The 16,479-nt window shown below is 39.1% G+C and carries 14 protein-coding genes and 2 pseudogenes; 14 read left to right on the top strand and 2 right to left on the bottom strand.

Going from position 1 to position 16,479, the window contains the following annotated elements:
- Both ACLR96_RS08845 and ppk1 read left to right on the top strand, forming a co-directional pair.
- Positions 1 to 367: pseudogene (locus ACLR96_RS08845) on the top strand (hypothetical protein); the annotation flags it as partial.
- On the top strand, positions 310 to 2,445 hold the full coding sequence (ppk1, locus tag ACLR96_RS08840; RefSeq protein ID WP_412265653.1) for a polyphosphate kinase 1: 2,136 nt from the start codon (positions 310 to 312) through the stop codon (positions 2,443 to 2,445). The pseudogene ACLR96_RS08845 and the gene ppk1, both read left to right, overlap by 58 nt.
- 63 nt (positions 2,446 to 2,508) lie before the next feature.
- Here the strand turns inward: ppk1 and ACLR96_RS08835 are convergent, their stop codons facing one another.
- On the bottom strand, positions 2,509 to 2,901 hold the full coding sequence (locus ACLR96_RS08835; protein ID WP_177269124.1) for a NifB/NifX family molybdenum-iron cluster-binding protein: 393 nt from the start codon (positions 2,899 to 2,901) through the stop codon (positions 2,509 to 2,511).
- 192 nt (positions 2,902 to 3,093) lie between these two features.
- Here ACLR96_RS08835 and ACLR96_RS08830 point away from each other — a divergent pair, with 192 nt between their 5' ends.
- The 3 genes from ACLR96_RS08830 to ACLR96_RS08820 all read left to right on the top strand — a co-directional run bounded on the left by ACLR96_RS08830 (position 3,094) and on the right by ACLR96_RS08820 (position 5,238).
- Positions 3,094 to 3,465 carry a desulfoferrodoxin family protein gene (locus tag ACLR96_RS08830; protein WP_243206960.1) on the top strand — a complete coding sequence of 124 codons (372 nt, stop codon included), beginning with the start codon at positions 3,094 to 3,096 and terminating at the stop codon, positions 3,463 to 3,465.
- An 18-nt stretch (positions 3,466 to 3,483) separates the two neighbouring features.
- Complete coding sequence (locus tag ACLR96_RS08825) at positions 3,484 to 3,684, top strand: ferredoxin-thioredoxin reductase catalytic domain-containing protein (RefSeq protein ID WP_177269128.1); 201 nt, start codon at positions 3,484 to 3,486, stop codon at positions 3,682 to 3,684.
- A gap of 144 nt (positions 3,685 to 3,828) precedes the next feature.
- Positions 3,829 to 5,238: an MATE family efflux transporter gene (locus tag ACLR96_RS08820; protein ID WP_177269130.1), complete on the top strand. Its 1,410-nt coding sequence runs from the start codon at positions 3,829 to 3,831 to the stop codon at positions 5,236 to 5,238.
- Positions 5,239 to 5,248: 10 nt separating this feature from the next.
- Here ACLR96_RS08820 and ACLR96_RS08815 read toward each other — a convergent pair whose 3' ends face one another.
- Positions 5,249 to 5,839 carry a hypothetical protein gene (locus ACLR96_RS08815; protein WP_177269132.1) on the bottom strand — a complete coding sequence of 197 codons (591 nt, stop codon included), beginning with the start codon at positions 5,837 to 5,839 and terminating at the stop codon, positions 5,249 to 5,251.
- A gap of 93 nt (positions 5,840 to 5,932) precedes the next feature.
- Between ACLR96_RS08815 and ACLR96_RS08810 the strand changes: the two genes are divergently transcribed.
- The 9 genes and pseudogenes from ACLR96_RS08810 to ACLR96_RS08770 form a co-directional block, all read left to right on the top strand.
- Entirely contained in the window at positions 5,933 to 10,204 is a 4,272-nt protein-coding gene (locus ACLR96_RS08810) for a 2-hydroxyacyl-CoA dehydratase (protein WP_207722983.1), read from the top strand.
- A gap of 87 nt (positions 10,205 to 10,291) precedes the next feature.
- On the top strand, positions 10,292 to 11,023 hold the full coding sequence (locus tag ACLR96_RS08805; protein WP_187525524.1) for a YebC/PmpR family DNA-binding transcriptional regulator: 732 nt from the start codon (positions 10,292 to 10,294) through the stop codon (positions 11,021 to 11,023).
- Between the two features lie 276 nt (positions 11,024 to 11,299).
- Positions 11,300 to 11,668 (top strand): GntR family transcriptional regulator, encoded by a 369-nt coding sequence (locus ACLR96_RS08800; protein WP_177269134.1) that lies wholly within the window; start codon positions 11,300 to 11,302, stop codon positions 11,666 to 11,668.
- The gene (locus ACLR96_RS08795) at positions 11,665 to 12,402 is read left to right on the top strand and encodes an ATP-binding cassette domain-containing protein (RefSeq protein ID WP_177269136.1); all 738 of its coding nucleotides are present in this window, start codon (positions 11,665 to 11,667) and stop codon (positions 12,400 to 12,402) included. The genes ACLR96_RS08800 and ACLR96_RS08795 overlap by 4 nt, the downstream gene beginning before the upstream one ends.
- On the top strand, positions 12,392 to 13,219 hold the full coding sequence (locus tag ACLR96_RS08790) for a hypothetical protein (RefSeq protein ID WP_177269138.1): 828 nt from the start codon (positions 12,392 to 12,394) through the stop codon (positions 13,217 to 13,219). The genes ACLR96_RS08795 and ACLR96_RS08790 overlap by 11 nt, the downstream gene beginning before the upstream one ends.
- 97 nt (positions 13,220 to 13,316) lie before the next feature.
- Positions 13,317 to 13,994 carry a response regulator transcription factor gene (locus ACLR96_RS08785; RefSeq protein WP_177269140.1) on the top strand — a complete coding sequence of 226 codons (678 nt, stop codon included), beginning with the start codon at positions 13,317 to 13,319 and terminating at the stop codon, positions 13,992 to 13,994.
- Complete coding sequence (locus ACLR96_RS08780; RefSeq protein WP_187525527.1) at positions 13,987 to 14,898, top strand: sensor histidine kinase; 912 nt, start codon at positions 13,987 to 13,989, stop codon at positions 14,896 to 14,898. The genes ACLR96_RS08785 and ACLR96_RS08780 overlap by 8 nt, the downstream gene beginning before the upstream one ends.
- Positions 14,899 to 15,243: 345 nt before the next feature.
- A complete protein-coding gene (locus ACLR96_RS08775) occupies positions 15,244 to 15,915 on the top strand; it encodes an ABC transporter ATP-binding protein (protein WP_177268364.1) in 672 nt (223 codons plus the stop codon).
- Between the two features lie 13 nt (positions 15,916 to 15,928).
- Positions 15,929 to 16,479, top strand: a pseudogene (locus ACLR96_RS08770) (ABC transporter permease); the annotation flags it as partial.

Raw genomic sequence — 16,479 nt, 5'->3', positions numbered from 1 at the left:
GCCTTTGGAGACTTCAGGCAAGTACAGTAAGCTCATCTGTACAGGGGGAACAGCTCGTTCTGTGCTTAAATTCGCCAGATATTTAGAAATTGTAGATCCGGGAAATAATACTATGACTTCGGAAGATCTTAAAAAAGTAGGAGATTTTCTGACAGGAGATAAAAGAAGTGCCGCTAATGCTATATTGAAGATAGATCCGGAACGTATTCATACTATAATACCGGGATATATGATACTTAGATATATTTCACGGAAACTGAAAACAAAAAAGCTGACTGTAAGCAGTTATGGTGTAAGGGAGGGGTATTTGTGTCAAAAAATCTTAAAACAAGAAAAAAATACAGTTATACGCAGAACAGAGAATTAAGTTGGTTACGTTTTAATCGAAGAGTTCTCGAAGAAGCGGCAGATAAAAATGTTCCAATTCTGGAGCGGCTTAAATTCGTGTCTATATTTTCTACTAATCTTGACGAATTTTTTATGATACGAGTAGGAAGTCTGTTTGATATAGCTTCAGTCAATCCTGATCATATTGATAATAAAAGCGGTATGACACCCGATCAACAGCTTGGCAGAATATATAGGGTTATGCCCGGACTTATAGAACGAAAAAGACGAATATATTCTTCGGTATGTTCTGAACTTGAGGCACAGGGGATAGAAGATGTTTCCTATGAAAATCTGACTGGTGAAGAAAAACGATTTGCGGAAAAGTATTTTGATAATGAGATACTTCCCATACTGTCGCCGCAAGTCATAGATAACAGACACCCCAAACCTCATTTTGAGAGTAAACATCTTTACATAGCGTCCCTTGTAAGAGATAAAAACGACAGAAAATCCATAGCGTTTGTTCCTGTTCCTCAGGTTCTTCCGCAAGTCGTCATGCTTAATGAAGAGGGAAGGTTTATACGGACGGAAAATATAATATTTCATCGAGCTCATGAACTGTATGGGAAATATAAACAAGAGGAAGCATGTATAATCTCTGTTACAAGAAATGCTGATGTCAGCTTTGACTCAGAGAAGTTCGAAGACACAGAGACAGATTTCAGAAGTTATGTGAAAAAGCTGCTTAAGAAAAGATCTACGTTAGCTATAGTGCGCCTTGAGATCGGACAGTCTATATCTGATGTTTTTGTGAAAGAGCTTCTTAAAATGATACAAGTGGAGAAACATCAAATATATGTAGATAAAACACCTCTCAATATGAAATATGTATTTGAATTGGAGAGCAAGCTTTCAGAGAAAATAAGCAAACGCATTTCATACGTTCCATATGTTCCCAAATGGCCGGCGGATCTTAATGAAAATATTTCCGTGATGGAACAGATAAGGCAAAAAGATAGGATGCTGTTTTTTCCGTTTGATTCAGTGGATCCATTTATAAAACTTCTTAATGAAGCTGCTGATGGAGATGATGTGATTTCTATTAAGATAACCATATATCGACTGGCTTCATCTTCCAAAATAGTTCGTGCTCTTTGCCGGGCAGCAGAAAACGGCAAAGAAGTCGTAGTTCTAATGGAGCTGAGAGCAAGATTTGATGAGGAAAATAATATTGCATGGTCTAAGATGCTGGAAGATGCGGGGTGTAAGGTTATATACGGTATAGATAATTATAAGTGTCACAGTAAAATATGTCTGATAACATCTCATAAGAGGGGTAGATATAGTTATATTACCCAGCTTGGTACAGGAAACTATAACGAAAAGACAAATGCCATGTATACAGATATAAGTATTATGACAGCAAATGATGAGATTGGACGGGATGGTACTGCATTTTTTAGGAACATGCTTACAGATAACCTGGAGGGAAATTACAGTCAGCTACTTGTGGCTCCAAAGGGAATAAAGCCTGCGCTTCTGGATTTGATCGATGAGGAGATGCAGAAAGGTACGGAAGGTTATATTTGCATGAAAGTCAATTCGGTAACAGACCGTGATGTGATAGATAAGCTTGCAGAGGCTTCGAGAGCAGGTGTGGATATACGGCTCATAGTCAGAGGTATCTGCTGTATCAGACCCGGTATAGCCGAAGAAACCGAAAACGTGTCTGTTACCAGTATAGTGGGAAGATTTCTGGAACATGCCCGAATATATTGTTTCGGAAAAGGAGATGCAGTTAAATTATATATCTCTTCTGCTGATCTGATGACCAGAAATCTCAAAAGACGTGTAGAGATAGCTACACCTGTATATGATGAGGATATAAAAAAACAGCTTCTTCATATTCTTTCAGTCCAGCTATCTGATAAGGCAAAAGCCAGCTTTCTGCAACCGGATGGTTCTTATATAAGAAAATGTGAAGGTGAACCTGAGCCGTTTGACAGTCAGCAGACATTTATGGACACAACGCTTCACAGGCAGGAACGTTCTGTTTCAAGAATGAAGAATATATTTGCCGGAATCGGCAGATTTTTCTCGAGACTTGGAGGCTGAATAATCGTAAAACAGAGCTGTCTGTGTTTTTCAGACAGCTCTGTTGTTTTATCCGTGAGGATTTTATTCATGTGATCCGCAGTTTCCGTGGCCGCAGTTTTTTCCATGTTGGTGATCGTGATCATGATGGCTGCACATAATATCAGGTTTATATGAGAGGTTGCCGTTAAGATAGTCTTTTACAGCTTGATCTGCGTTTCCGGAAACTCCGCCGAAAAGTTTTATTCCTGCTTCTGAAAGAGCTGTTTTTGCTCCTGCGCCTATGCCGCCGCAGATCAAAATGTCCACACCTTTACTTTTCAAAAAGCCTGAGAGAGCTCCATGGCCGTTTCCTTCTGTGCCTATTGTTTTGCTTTCTGTTATATCTTTTCCATCGATTTCATAGATTTTAAATGTTTCAGTATGGCCGAAATGTTGGAATATCTGACCGTTTTCATAGGTAACAGCGATTTTCATTATTTCACACTCCTTAATAATTATTGACATATGTCATTTATTGATTTGATTTTATCATTTTAAATATCATATGTCAATAATTTTAAAAATAATGGTAAAATTATCTTGACATAAGTCTCAAAAAGTAGTATTGTGGACTCATAAGGTACAATATATTAAAAACCTTAAACAAGAGGTTAAAATCAAGGAGGTATGAATATGAAATTTTATAAATGCGAACACTGTGGAAATATCATCACATTTGTAGAAAACAAAGGTGTTCCTGTAATGTGCTGTGGACAGAAGATGACAGAACTGGTTGCCGGCTCCACTGATGCAGCTCAGGAAAAGCATGTTCCGGTAGTTGAAAAAGATGGAGATAAAGTGAAGGTTACTGTAAGTTCAGTTGAACATCCTATGCTGGATGAACATTATATTCAGTGGGTATGTCTTGAAACTAAAAAAGGCAGCCAGATAAAATATCTTAAGCCGGGGGAAAAGCCTGAAGCTGAATTTGTACTTGACAATGATGAAATTGTTGCTGTATATGAGTACTGTAATCTTCACGGCCTTTGGAAGGCATAATTTTTCGGGAGAATAGATATGGCAGTTACATTAAATAAAGACAAAGAAGTAGTAAAAAAGATAAAAGAGGGTCTTGTCAAAAAACACGGATACTGTCCGTGCCGCGTTGAAATAAAGCCGGAGAACAAGTGTATATGCCAAGAATTCAAGGATCAGATAGAAGATCCGGATTTTGAAGGTTACTGTCATTGCATGCTTTACTACAAATCCAAGGATTAATCATTATTCTGTAATTGCTCCCAGACTATTGCTTTTTACCGATAACGATGGTAAGATTAAAAAGAAATAGTGCATTGAAAAATTTGCCTAATATATTTTAGGCAAATTTTTGTGGTGAAAATTACGTAAGAATAAGAGGAAAAGATGATGGAGAACAATGACAGACTCAACAATTCGGATCATATGGACAAAATGGGTAATATGCCTGTGGGCAAGTTGATATTCAACATGTCTTGGCCGGCAATACTGTCCATGTTCATACAGGCATTTTATAATGTAGTAGATAGTTTTTTTGTTTCGCTTATAAGCGAACAGGCTCTTGCTGCCGTTACATACATATTCCCTATACAAATGCTGATAATTTCAGTATCGGTGGGAACCGGAGTAGGTATAAATTCGCTTATTTCAAGAAGACTTGGAGCTCAGCGTTACGAAGAGGCAGATATGGCTGCCAGCCATGGATACAGACTTTCTTTTATTAATTGGATGTTTTTTGCTCTGATAGGGATATTCTTATCAAAGCCTATGATGAATCTTTTGTCTGATACACCGTATATAGTTGAAAACGGTATAAACTATATGTTCATAATAACGGTCGGTTCTCTGTTTTCTATTGTTCAGGTTACTACTGAAAAGATACTGCAGTCTACAGGCAATATGAAGATTCCGATGGTATGCGGAATCTTCGGTGCTGTGACAAATATAATAATGGATCCTATGCTTATATTCGGCATCGGACCGTTCCCTGAAATAGGCGTTACAGGTGCTGCCGTAGCTACTGTATTGGGACAGCTTGTGTCCATGTGTCTGGGACAGATATTCCTTTTCAAGAAAAAGCATGCTGTTCATGTAAAGCTTTTCGGATGGAAGATGCAGGGGAGGATTCTTAAAGATATATATGCTGTAGGTGCGCCTGCAATACTGATGCAGTCTATAATGTCTGTGATGCAGTTTGGTATGAATATAATACTTAGCGGTCTTACAGAGACGGCTGTTGCTGTAATGGGTGTATATGGAAGGCTGCAGTCATTCATATTTATGCCTGTGTTCGGGTTGAATCAAGGAGTGCTTCCTATAATGGGGTTCAACTATGGAGCAAGAAACAGAAAGCGGCTTATGGAAACCTTTAAAAAGGGATTTATGACGGCTTTTGTTATAATGGGGCTTGGTCTTCTGCTTTTTCAGACACTTCCGTATCAACTGCTTACTATATTTAATTCGACAGGGAGCCAGGAAATGTATGATATAGGAGTTCCTGCGTTAAGGACAATAAGCCTTTGCTTCCTTCCGGCTTCTTTTGGTATTATGTCATCTTCAATATTCCAAGCGATAGGGCATGGATTTATGAGTCTGTGGGGTTCACTTTTAAGACAGCTTGTAGGGATACTGCCTCTGGCATGGATATTCGCTTCCATAGCAGGATTGAAATTGGTATGGTATGCATTTCCTATAGCGGAGCTTATAGGTGTAGTTTACTTTGCTATCGCCTTGAAATATGTATATAAGAAGGATATAAGGCGTCTTGATATTATAAAGGAAGATTACGTAAATTAAAGATATCTTTTTAGGGATATAGTATGTTTATATCCTCACCGTCCTGGATTCTGAAATATGAGTCCATTTCGACAAGGTCACGGATGAGAGGATCGCGGAGAAGATGTTTCCATACTGTAAAATTGGCTTTCACAAAGTCATCATTCAATTTTATTTTTTCAGAGATTAGCGGGCAAGTGTATGGGAGCTGCCCGCTTTGATATATCATAAACAACTGTCCGTTTTCGTCCAGATGGGGAGTTAGCGGAAAAATACGACATTGCAAGGGGCGCATTTCTCTATGGCAAAAAGGTGCAGTTTTGCATTTGAGAAAATACACTTTGCCGTGCCAGCTTTCAGGGAATTCATAATCCTCGGCATATTCCCAGTTCCATTCCAGCCAGTCTTCACGGCCTGTGAAAAGTTTTTCTTCTCCGGGCAACAGATAAAGACCCAGAGACAAGTTTTCATCTATACTGGGCTGGCTTTCAGAGGATGTTTCATATTCGTATGTGCAGCAGATGCTTCCGCAGAGTTTGCCGCAGTTTCCGTTAATTGGAGAAAATCTATCCAATAATCGGTATATCGCTTTAAATGTGTCTTTTTTGATTGAACTTTTCATGAAATTATTATATCATAAGACAATATTAAATGAAGAAAACAAATTAAATTTACATATATATTATTAGTTATAGAAGGAAGGATTGTATATTATATGAGATTAGGTATAGATGTTGGTTCTACGACTGTGAAACTTGTGTTGCTTGATGACGGTGACAAGGTTATATACAGTAGATATGAGAGGCATATGTCGAATGTTTTTAAAACAGTTGTAGACTTGCTTAAAAATATGTATGAAACAGTAGGAAATATAAAACTCAGAACTGTTATTACAGGATCCGGAGGGTTGTCGTTATCCAATATTCTAAAGATTCCCTTTGAGCAAGAGGTAGTAACGTGCAGTGCGGCTGTCGAAACTCTCATTCCGGAAACAGATGTTGCTATAGAGCTGGGAGGAGAGGATGCTAAGATTACTTTTTATGGGCAGACTATAGAGCAGAGAATGAACGGCACATGTGCCGGAGGAACAGGAGCTTTCATAGATCAGATGGCTGCTTTGCTCAATACAGATGCATCGGGACTGAATGAAGCTGCTAAAAAACATACTATGATATATCCTATAGCTGCCAGATGCGGAGTATTCGCTAAAACAGATATACAGCCTTTGATAAATGAGGGAGCCCCTATAGAGGATTTGTCAGCATCTATTTTTCAGGCAGTGGTCAATCAGACTATCAGCGGTTTGGCGTGCGGACATACCATAAAAGGAAAAGTTGCCTTTTTAGGTGGACCGCTGTCATTTCTTTCAGAACTCAGGAAAAGATTTATTCAGACTCTGGAACTCAAAGAGGATGAGGTGATCTTTCCTGAGGATTCTAAATATTTTGTGGCTATAGGGGCAGCTATCAATTCGGCAAAGTATGAAGAAATAGAATTTAAGGAGATCATAAACAGAATAGAACATGCAGATCCCAGCGCTTTGTCTGATACTAAACATGTGGATCCACTGTTTGCTGATTCAGAAGACTATAGAAAGTTCCGGGACAGGCATCTTCAGGATAAGATAAAGCGTAAAGATATAAAAAAGGCTAAGGGCAAAGTTTTTCTCGGCATAGATGCGGGCTCCACTACTACGAAGGCTGCCCTTATAGATGATGAAAAAAATCTTCTGTATTCGTATTACAGAGGTAATGAAGGAAAGCCTCTGGAGGCTACTATGAATATGTTTAAGGAACTCTATTCATTGCTTCCTCCCAAGGCTTACATAGCCAACGTTACGGCGACCGGATATGGCGAAGGCCTGATAAAGGCCGCTTTTAAAGCTGATCTTGGTGAAATAGAGACTATGGCTCATTACAAAGCTGCCGAAGAGTTTCTGCCGGGAGTTGATTTTATCCTGGATATCGGAGGTCAGGATATGAAGTGTATGCGTATAAAGGATGGAGCTATATATAATATAATGCTCAATGAAGCTTGTTCGTCAGGGTGCGGCTCCTTTATAGAAACATATGCTAAATCTGTAAACATGGATGTACAGTCTTTTGCAACAGAGGCTCTGTTTGCGAAAGCTCCGGTAGATCTGGGAACGAGATGTACCGTATTTATGAATTCAAAAGTAAAGCAGGCTCAAAAAGAAGGCGCAACAATAGGAGATATTTCCGCAGGCTTGTCATATTCGGTAATTAAGAACGCGCTTTATAAAGTTATTAAGCTGAGAAATCCCGAAGAGGCTGGAAACAAGATAGTAGTTCAGGGGGGGACGTTCCTCAACGATGCTGTTCTTCGGGCTATAGAAAATGTTATGGGCAAGGAAATCGTAAGGCCTGATATAGCAGGACTTATGGGTGCTTACGGAGCAGCTCTTATTGCAAGAGAGAATTACGTTGAAGATACGGTATCTTCAGTAATAACGCCGGACGACATTGCTACATTTCATGTGACTACAAGCCATGTCAGATGCAAAGGCTGTGAAAACAACTGTCTGATGACTATAAACAAGTTCAGTGACGGGACCAAGTTCTTTACGGGAAACAGATGCGAGAGGGGCGAAGGAAAAACATTAAAAGAATCGAATAAGATCCCGAACCTTTATGAATATAAACTCAACAGACTCTTTAGATATGAGCCTCTGACTGTTGAAGAGTCAAAGCGGGGAGTTATAGGGATACCCCGTGTACTTAATATGTATGAAAATTATCCGTTCTGGTTTGTGCTCTTTACGAGACTGGGATTCAGCGTAATGCTTTCGCCGACTTCCAGCAAGGATATGTATGAAAAAGGAATGGAAACTATTTCATCGGATACGGCATGCTATCCGGCAAAACTGGTTCATGGACATATCAAGTGGCTCGTAGATCACGGTGCTAAATGGATATTTTATCCGAGTATTAATTATGAGCGGGTTGAAGATGATTCTGCGCCTAACCATTACAACTGTCCTATAGTAGCTACATATCCTGAGGTGATAGCCGGAAATATGGATGACATATTTGAAGAAAACGGAGTCACATTCTCTCATCCGTTCCTTCCTTATGATAATGATGAATATCTTGCCAGAGAGCTTTACAAGGTGCTGAGAAGAACAGGCGTGGGAAGGCTCGAGCTGATAGAAGCCATAAAGATGGCGAGAGCAGAAGATAAACGTGTAAAGGACGATATAAAGAAGCAGGGCGAGTATTCCCTTAAATATGCCAGAGACCATAAGAAAAAGGCAGTGGTTCTTGCGGGAAGACCTTACCATCTGGATCCTGAAATCAATCACGGCATAGACAAGATAATAAGTTCTTTTGATATGGTGGTGCTTACAGAAGATTCAGTAGCCCATCTGGGGAAATTGGAAAGACCTATAAGAGTTTTGGATCAGTGGATGTATCACTCAAGGCTTTATAAAGCAGCTACGTTTGTGGGAACTACCGATGATGTGGAGATTGTGCAGCTGAATTCATTCGGCTGTGGTCTTGATGCTGTAACAACAGATCAGGTAGAGGAAATTACAAAGAAGAATAATAAACTCTATACGGTATTGAAAATAGATGAGGGCACAAACATGGGAGCAGCTAAGATCAGAATAAGATCTCTTAAAGCTGCTATGGATGAGCGGGAGAAGAACGGCGTTACTCATGTAGATGATAAGAGCTCATATGAGCGCGTATATTTCACAAAGAAGATGAGAAAGGATTATACGATTCTTATTCCTGAAATGTCGCCTATACATTTTCAGTTCCTGGAAGCTGCAATAGGAAGCGCAGGATATAATGTGAAAAGGCTTCCCACTGTAGATAAGAATGCTGTAGATGAAGGCCTCAAATATATTAATAATGATGCTTGTTATCCTACCATCGTGACTCTCGGCCAGATAATTTCGTATTTAAAGTCAGGTGAAGTTGATCTTGATAAAGTGGGGATATTTATGAGTCAGACGGGCGGAGGATGCAGAGCCAGCAATTACGTGGCTCTTTTGCGTAAGGCTCTTAAAGATCTGGATATGGAACAGATACCTGTTATTTCCGTAAATATGGCAGGCCTTGAAAGCAATCCGGGGTTCAGTCTTTCCGTAAAGGTTATAAAAAGAGGTGTGATGGCACTTGTATATGGAGATCTTTTTATGAGGGTTCTGTATGCTACCAGACCATATGAAAAAGAACCGGGTTCGGCTAATGCTCTTTATGAAAAATGGGCAAGAGTTGCAAGAAGAAATGTGTATACAGGAAGCCTTGTGAAATTTAAAAAAATAGTGGCATCTATAGTCAGAGATTTTGATCAGCTCCCTCTTCTTGACATAAAAAAGCCTAAAGTAGGTGTTGTCGGTGAGATTCTCGTAAAGTATCATCCTAACGCTAATAATGATGTAGTAGATATAATCGAGAAGGAAGGCGGAGAAGCAGTAGTTCTTGATATGATAGACTTTTTCATGTATGGAATGCATAGTAAAGAGTTTAATTTCCGTAATCTTTCCGGTACATACGGTACTATGATGGGGAATAAGATCGCTATGGACGTTCTTGAGTATTTCAGAAAACCTATGAGAAAGGCTCTTGAAAATAGCAAGAGGTTCCATCAGCCTATGTATATAAAAGATATTGCAGATAAGGCAAAGGAAATAATCTCTTTGGGCAATCAGTGCGGTGAAGGATGGCTTCTTACGGGCGAGATGGTAGATCTGATTGATGACGGAGTGGAAAACATAATATGTATGCAGCCTTTTGCCTGCCTTCCTAATCATGTTACCGGAAAGGGAATGATGAAGGCCTTGAGAAAAAGGAATCCTATGGCTAATATAGCAGCTATAGATTATGATCCGGGAGCATCAGATGTAAATCAGCTCAACAGGATAAAACTCATGATGGCTACAGCTCATAAAAATCTTGAAAAGAAAGAGGCTGAAAAAGCAGCGAAAGAGCATATGGGTGAATCTGTAGTGCAGTAATCGGGCTGTCTTTTTCACCTTGAATTAAGCGTAATATAGGTGTATAATTTTCTTTGTTGAATAATTTTTAGGTTAGGAGGTGTCTCCATGGGAAGACACGGAACGATAGCAGGCAGAAAAGCGGCGCAGGATTCAAAACGTGCTGCGATGTTTACAAAATATGCGAGAGCGATAATAGTAGCGGCAAAAGCAGGCGGAGACCCGGATTATAATGCTACTTTAAGGGTAGCTATAGAAAAGGCCAAAGGGATCGGAATGCCCAATGACAATATTAAGAGAGCCATTAAGAAGGGAACAGGAGAGCTGGAAGGAGAAACTTACGAAGAACTTACCTTTGAAGGATATGGTGTAGGAGGAGTCGCAGTAATAGTGGAGACTCTCACTGATAACCGAAACAGGACAGCTTCCGCTGTAAGATCTACTTTTGACAAGCACGGCGGCAATTTGGGAACACCGGGATGTGTTTCATATATGTTTTCGAGAAAAGGTGTTATCATTATAGAGAAGACTGATGATGTAGATGAAGATGCGCTGATGGAGACAGCACTTGAAGCAGGAGCCGAAGACATAATAACTCACGATGATAGTTTTGAGATACAGACAGCTCCCGAAAACTATACTGATGTACATGGAGCTCTTACTGATGCGGGTTATGATATCATTGATTCTGATGTTGAATTCGTTCCGTCTATGGAAGCTGCTCCAAAAGATGAGAATGATCTGAAATCTCTTAAAAAAATGATAGATATTCTCGAAGACAATGATGATGTACAGAAGGTACACCATAACTGCAGTGTGGATTTTGAATCTATTGAATAGAATGAGTATTAAATTTAAAACTCCTTCATATGTTACAAACGTATGAAGGAGTTTTTGATTTAGCAGACAGAAGGCGGCTGTATTAATTGGGTTTCCGATTATATAAACGCTTTTTTATTTTTGGGATTTTGGCATCTTATTATTTTAAAAAATTTAAAATATATATTGACAAATAAAGAAAATAGTAATATATTGATATTGTCTTAAGCACATAGGACAATATGACAACAAGAACAAAAAATATAAAAATGAATAAAGAAAAGGAGGGAATTAGGTGTGAAATGGAAACTTGATGACAGCCGGCCCATATGGCCTCAGCTTAAAGAGCAGCTTATAATAGCTATAGTAGCGGGGGAATACAAGATGGGAGGAGCCTTTCCTACGGTGAGGGAATTGGCAGAATCTGCGGGAGTTAATCGCAACACTATGCAGAGAGCGCTGAGTGAGCTGGAGCATGATGGATTTGTTATAACGAACAGAACAGTAGGAAGGGTTGTAACGACAGATGAAGGGTTGGTGGCTAAAATGAAAGAATCAATAGCAAAACAGACCATAGAAAAATTTATAAGGGAAATGGAAGCTATTGGATACAGCGAAGATGATGTTGTAAAAATGATAAAAAAGAGAGGGGAAGAAGATAAATGAAAACAGGAACATTAATAGAATGTTTTGATGTAAGCAAAGCATTTGGAAGTAAGCTGGCTCTTAACAGAGTAAACCTCAATGTAGGCAGAGGAAAAGTCATAGGTCTTCTCGGTCCTAACGGAAGCGGAAAGACAACGTTCATAAAACTTATAAATGGACTTATAAGACCTACGAAAGGTGAGATATTGATTGATGGCAGAAAACCGGGAGTATATACAAAGTCGATAATAAGTTATCTTCCTGACAGACCGTATTTTGCAGACTGGATGACTGTTAAGGATGTTCTCAGTATGTTCAGTGAATTTTATCAGGATTTTGACAGAAACAAGGCGGAGAATATGTGCGCCGCAATGAATATACAACCTGAAGATAGGATAAAAACCATGTCCAAGGGAACAAGGGAAAAAGTTCAGCTTGTTTTAGTGATGAGCAGAAAAGTTCAGCTCTATTTGCTGGATGAGCCTATAGCGGGTGTGGATCCTGCTGCAAGAGACTATATCCTTACTACTATAATAAATAATTATAATGAGGATGGAACGGTTATAATTTCAACACATCTTATCTCTGATATAGAAAGAATTCTTGACGAGGTTATTTTTATAAAAGACGGTAAGATGGTAAGGCATGAATCTGTTGATGAAATCAAGGAGAAGGAAGGTAAATCCATAGATGATGTATTTAAGGATACATTCAGAATGGAGCCATTTATGGGGGTGAACAGAAATGACAGGTAGACTGATCAAATATGAGATAAGATCCAGTATAAAACTTATGGCAGTCATATGGGCTGCACTTATTGCAGCAAGTTTGCTTTTTAGTGTGAGTAGTAATTTGCTTGGACGTACGTTCGAAGGAGCGTCGCAGGGAGCAAATACACTGGTATCTATTGTCGGAACAATTACCGGTTTCATGTATATATCTATTTTTATTGCATTGGTGGCGGCGACAGTAATAATCGTCATACTGAGGTTTTATAAAGGGCTTTTGGGTGACGAGGGATATCTGATGCATACTTTGCCGGTGAAACCTTGGCAGCTTATAACATCAAAAGGTCTTGTGGCAGCGGGAGTGGTTCTTTTGAGTATAATAGTAGCTATGGTATCACTTGCAATACTTGCAGGGCTAAGCAGTTTGAGTGTGATTCCTGACATATTCAGTGGTATTGCGAAAGCATGGAAAGAAGATCCGAGATATATACTTATCATAGTAGAGGTTCTGGTAATAATGGTACTTTCACTGCTGAAAAGCATATATCAGGTATATGCATCTTTGGCAATAGGACAGTTAGCTGGGAAACATAGGATATTACTTTCCTTGGCAGCATATATAGGTCTTTCAACAGCTGTCACTGTGTTTTTCATAATACTGGGAATGATCGCAGGCAGTTTTGATATGGTTGATTTGCTGTCGTCATGGGACGGATCTGCAGGAAATATGTTCGGTCTGAGTCAGTTTGTTATAGCTGTGATGTTTGGTCTGACGGCTATACAGCTTGTCGCTTTTCATATCATTACCGAAAGGATATTATCTTTGAAGCTTAACCTTCAGTAGCTAATTTAAAGACATTCTGTTTTTTAGTTAACAGGATGTCTTTTGTTCTTGCCATTTAAAAACTCATGGCTGTATAATAAAAACGGAGGTTCAGTATATGTCAGAGTACATTCTTATAATAGAAGATGATTCAGCGCTTGCATCGGGTCTTTGCAGAGCACTGACGCTGAAAGAAAGGACTGTGGAAAATTGTAGCAAGATTATGGAAGCGCGGAGAATTACAGAAGAAAGATTGCCGGATATGATTATTTTAGATGTAAATCTTCCGGATGGAAGCGGTTATGATTTTCTTGCAGAATTCAGGGAAAAAAGTGATACTCCTGTAATACTTCTTACGGCTAATGATATGGAGGCTGATATTGTAGCAGGTCTTGAACTGGGAGCTGATGATTATATAACGAAACCTTTCAGCCTGGCTGTACTTCGCGCACGAGTAAATGCTCAGTTAAGAAAAAAACAGTGCCGGCAGCATCAGGCAGAAACATACATGGGAAAGTATAGATTTTATTTTGATAAAATGAAATTTTTCATAGGTGACAGAACGGTAGAGCTGAGTAAGACAGAGCAGAAACTTCTCAGGATACTTACAGATAATGAAGGAATAACTGTAAGTAGGAATGAGCTTGTGGATAGGATATGGACCGACGGTGCTGAATATGTTGATGAAAATGCTCTTTCGGTGACAGTAAAGAGACTGAGAGATAAACTGGAGGCTCATAAATATATTAAAACCGTTTACGGTGTGGGGTATATGTGGGTGAAGAATCATGAATGATTTCTGTCTGATAACATTGGCTGTCTGTGTTGTCATTTGCGGCTCAGTAATATTTTTTTTCATGAGAAAGCAGCGCACAATGACAGAAAGAATAGAGAGGATGCTGGAACAAGCTCTTAGTGGAGAATTTGCAGAAAGTAGCTTTGACGAGTCAGTATATTCATCTCTTGAAAATCAGTTTTCCAGATATCTTGCTTATTCAGAAATATCCATGAAAAACATATCTGCTGAAAAAGATAAAATAAAGACGTTGATTGCAGATATTTCACATCAGACTAAAACACCCATATCAAATATATTATTGTATTCTGATTTGATGAGTGAGGTAGAAATGTCCGATGAGGCATCGGAATATCTTGAAGCTATGCGTTTTCAAACCGAAAAGCTTAATTTTCTGATAGCTTCTCTGGTAAAGCTTTCAAGACTGGAAACAGGTATAGTAACTCTTAGACCTAAACCCGGAGACGTAAAAAAACTTGTAGAAAGTGTAGCGGCATCCTATTCCGAAAAGGCAGCGGCAAAAGGTCTTGTTTTGAATATAGATATCAACGCTTTTTCCGGACAATATACAGCTGTATTTGATGAAAAATGGACTGCAGAAGCCCTTGGAAATATTATAGATAACGCTGTCAAATATACGAAAAAGGGAAAGGTGAAACTCAGCTTAAAAAAATATGAATTATTTATTTCCGTGGAAATACGAGATAGCGGAGAGGGTGTCGATGAAGAAGAGATACCTAAAATCTTTTCAAGGTTTTATAGAGGAGAAAATACAGCAGGATATGAAGGCGTAGGTATAGGTCTTTATCTGGCGCGGGAAATAATATCAGGAGAAGGCGGCTATATAAAAGTTACGTCTGAAAAAGGAAAAGGTACCTGCTTTGCAGTGTTTCTTCCTTTGTAAAATGATATGCTGCCGATTGTTACAAAACCGTTAGAATTTATTATAACCCGGAAAGAATGTAGAAAGATTACTATGAGATAATCTGTATAAAAGAAAAAACTTTTTATACAGATTTTTTTTATGATCTGCCCGTATCTATGATACGGCGCGCAGATCAAACGCAGAAATCACAGGACTTTAGTCCGTGGTGATTTTTCAGTGAAATGTCTGCCCGTATCTATGATACGGCGCGCAGATCAAACACAGAAATCACAGGACTTTAGTCCGTAGTGATTTTTCAGTGAAATGTCTGCCCGTATCTATGATACGGCATATGATTTTAATGAGATGAAAGGAGAAAAAGTAATGGCTATATTGGAAACAGAGAATCTCAAAAAAATATACGGGAACGGAGTCAATGAAGTACATGCGCTGAATGGTGTGGATCTGTCGGTTGATGATGGGGAGTTTGTTGCTGTTGTAGGAACCTCCGGATCAGGAAAATCGACTCTTCTTAATATGTTGGGAGGACTTGATAGACCTACATCAGGTAAAGTAATAGTAGATGGCAAAGATATATTTTCTCTTAAAGATGAAGCTTTGACTATTTTCAGAAGAAGGAAGATAGGCTTTGTTTTTCAGGCATATAATCTTGTGCCTGTCCTCAATGTATATGAAAATATTGTACTTCCTGTGGAGCTTGACGGTAAAAATGTAGATAAGAAATTTGTAGACAGCATAATTTCTACTCTGGGGCTGGAAGATAAAGTGACGAGTCTTCCAAATCAGCTCTCTGGAGGTCAGCAGCAGAGAGTGGCAATAGCGAGAGCTCTTGCTTCAAAACCGGCAATACTTTTATGTGATGAGCCAACAGGGAACCTTGACAGCAGAACATCTCAAGACGTATTGGGACTTCTGAAGATTTCCAGTTCGAAATACGAGCAGACTATTGTTATGATAACACATAACGAAGAAATTGCTCAGATGGCGGACAGAATAGTGCGTATTGAAGACGGACGTATCATATCAGGCAATTAGAAGGAGGTGTATCATGAAAGTATTGAATAAGAAAACGATACGCCGCCTTAGCTTCAGATCCCTTAAAGCATCGGGAAAGAGAAATATTATCGCGGCTGCAGCAATCGCTTTGACTACCGTTTTGTTTACAACTCTTTTTACGATAGCAATGTCTTTGAATTCAAGTTATGAGACATTTACATTCAGGCAGATAGGGGGATATGCCCACGGTTCATTCAAAGACGTAGATGATAGTCAGATAAAAGAAATCGCATCTCATGATAAGGTAAAAGCAGTGGGAGAAAGAGATGTTATAGGAACCATATCTGACGGAGTATTTGCAAAGGTTCCTGCTGAGATAAGTTTCATGGATAAAAACTGTTCCAAATGGAGCTATATCGAAATGTCAGAAGGAAGAGAACCGAAGGAAAGAGACGAAATAGCTATGGACACAAAAGCACTTGAAATCCTCGGTATTAAACCTGAAGTGGGAGCTGAAGTCAGTATAACATATGAGATTTCTGATAAAGAACAAAATCTTGGCAAAAGAACTGACTCTTTTAAACTGTCCGGATGGTGGGAGTA

The sequence above is a fragment of the Lentihominibacter sp. genome, from assembly GCF_046951855.1.
Lineage (GTDB): Bacteria > Bacillota > Clostridia > Peptostreptococcales > Anaerovoracaceae > Lentihominibacter > Lentihominibacter hominis.
The sequence above is the reverse complement of the archived record's forward strand: the minus strand, read 5'-3'. Positions and strand labels throughout refer to the sequence as shown.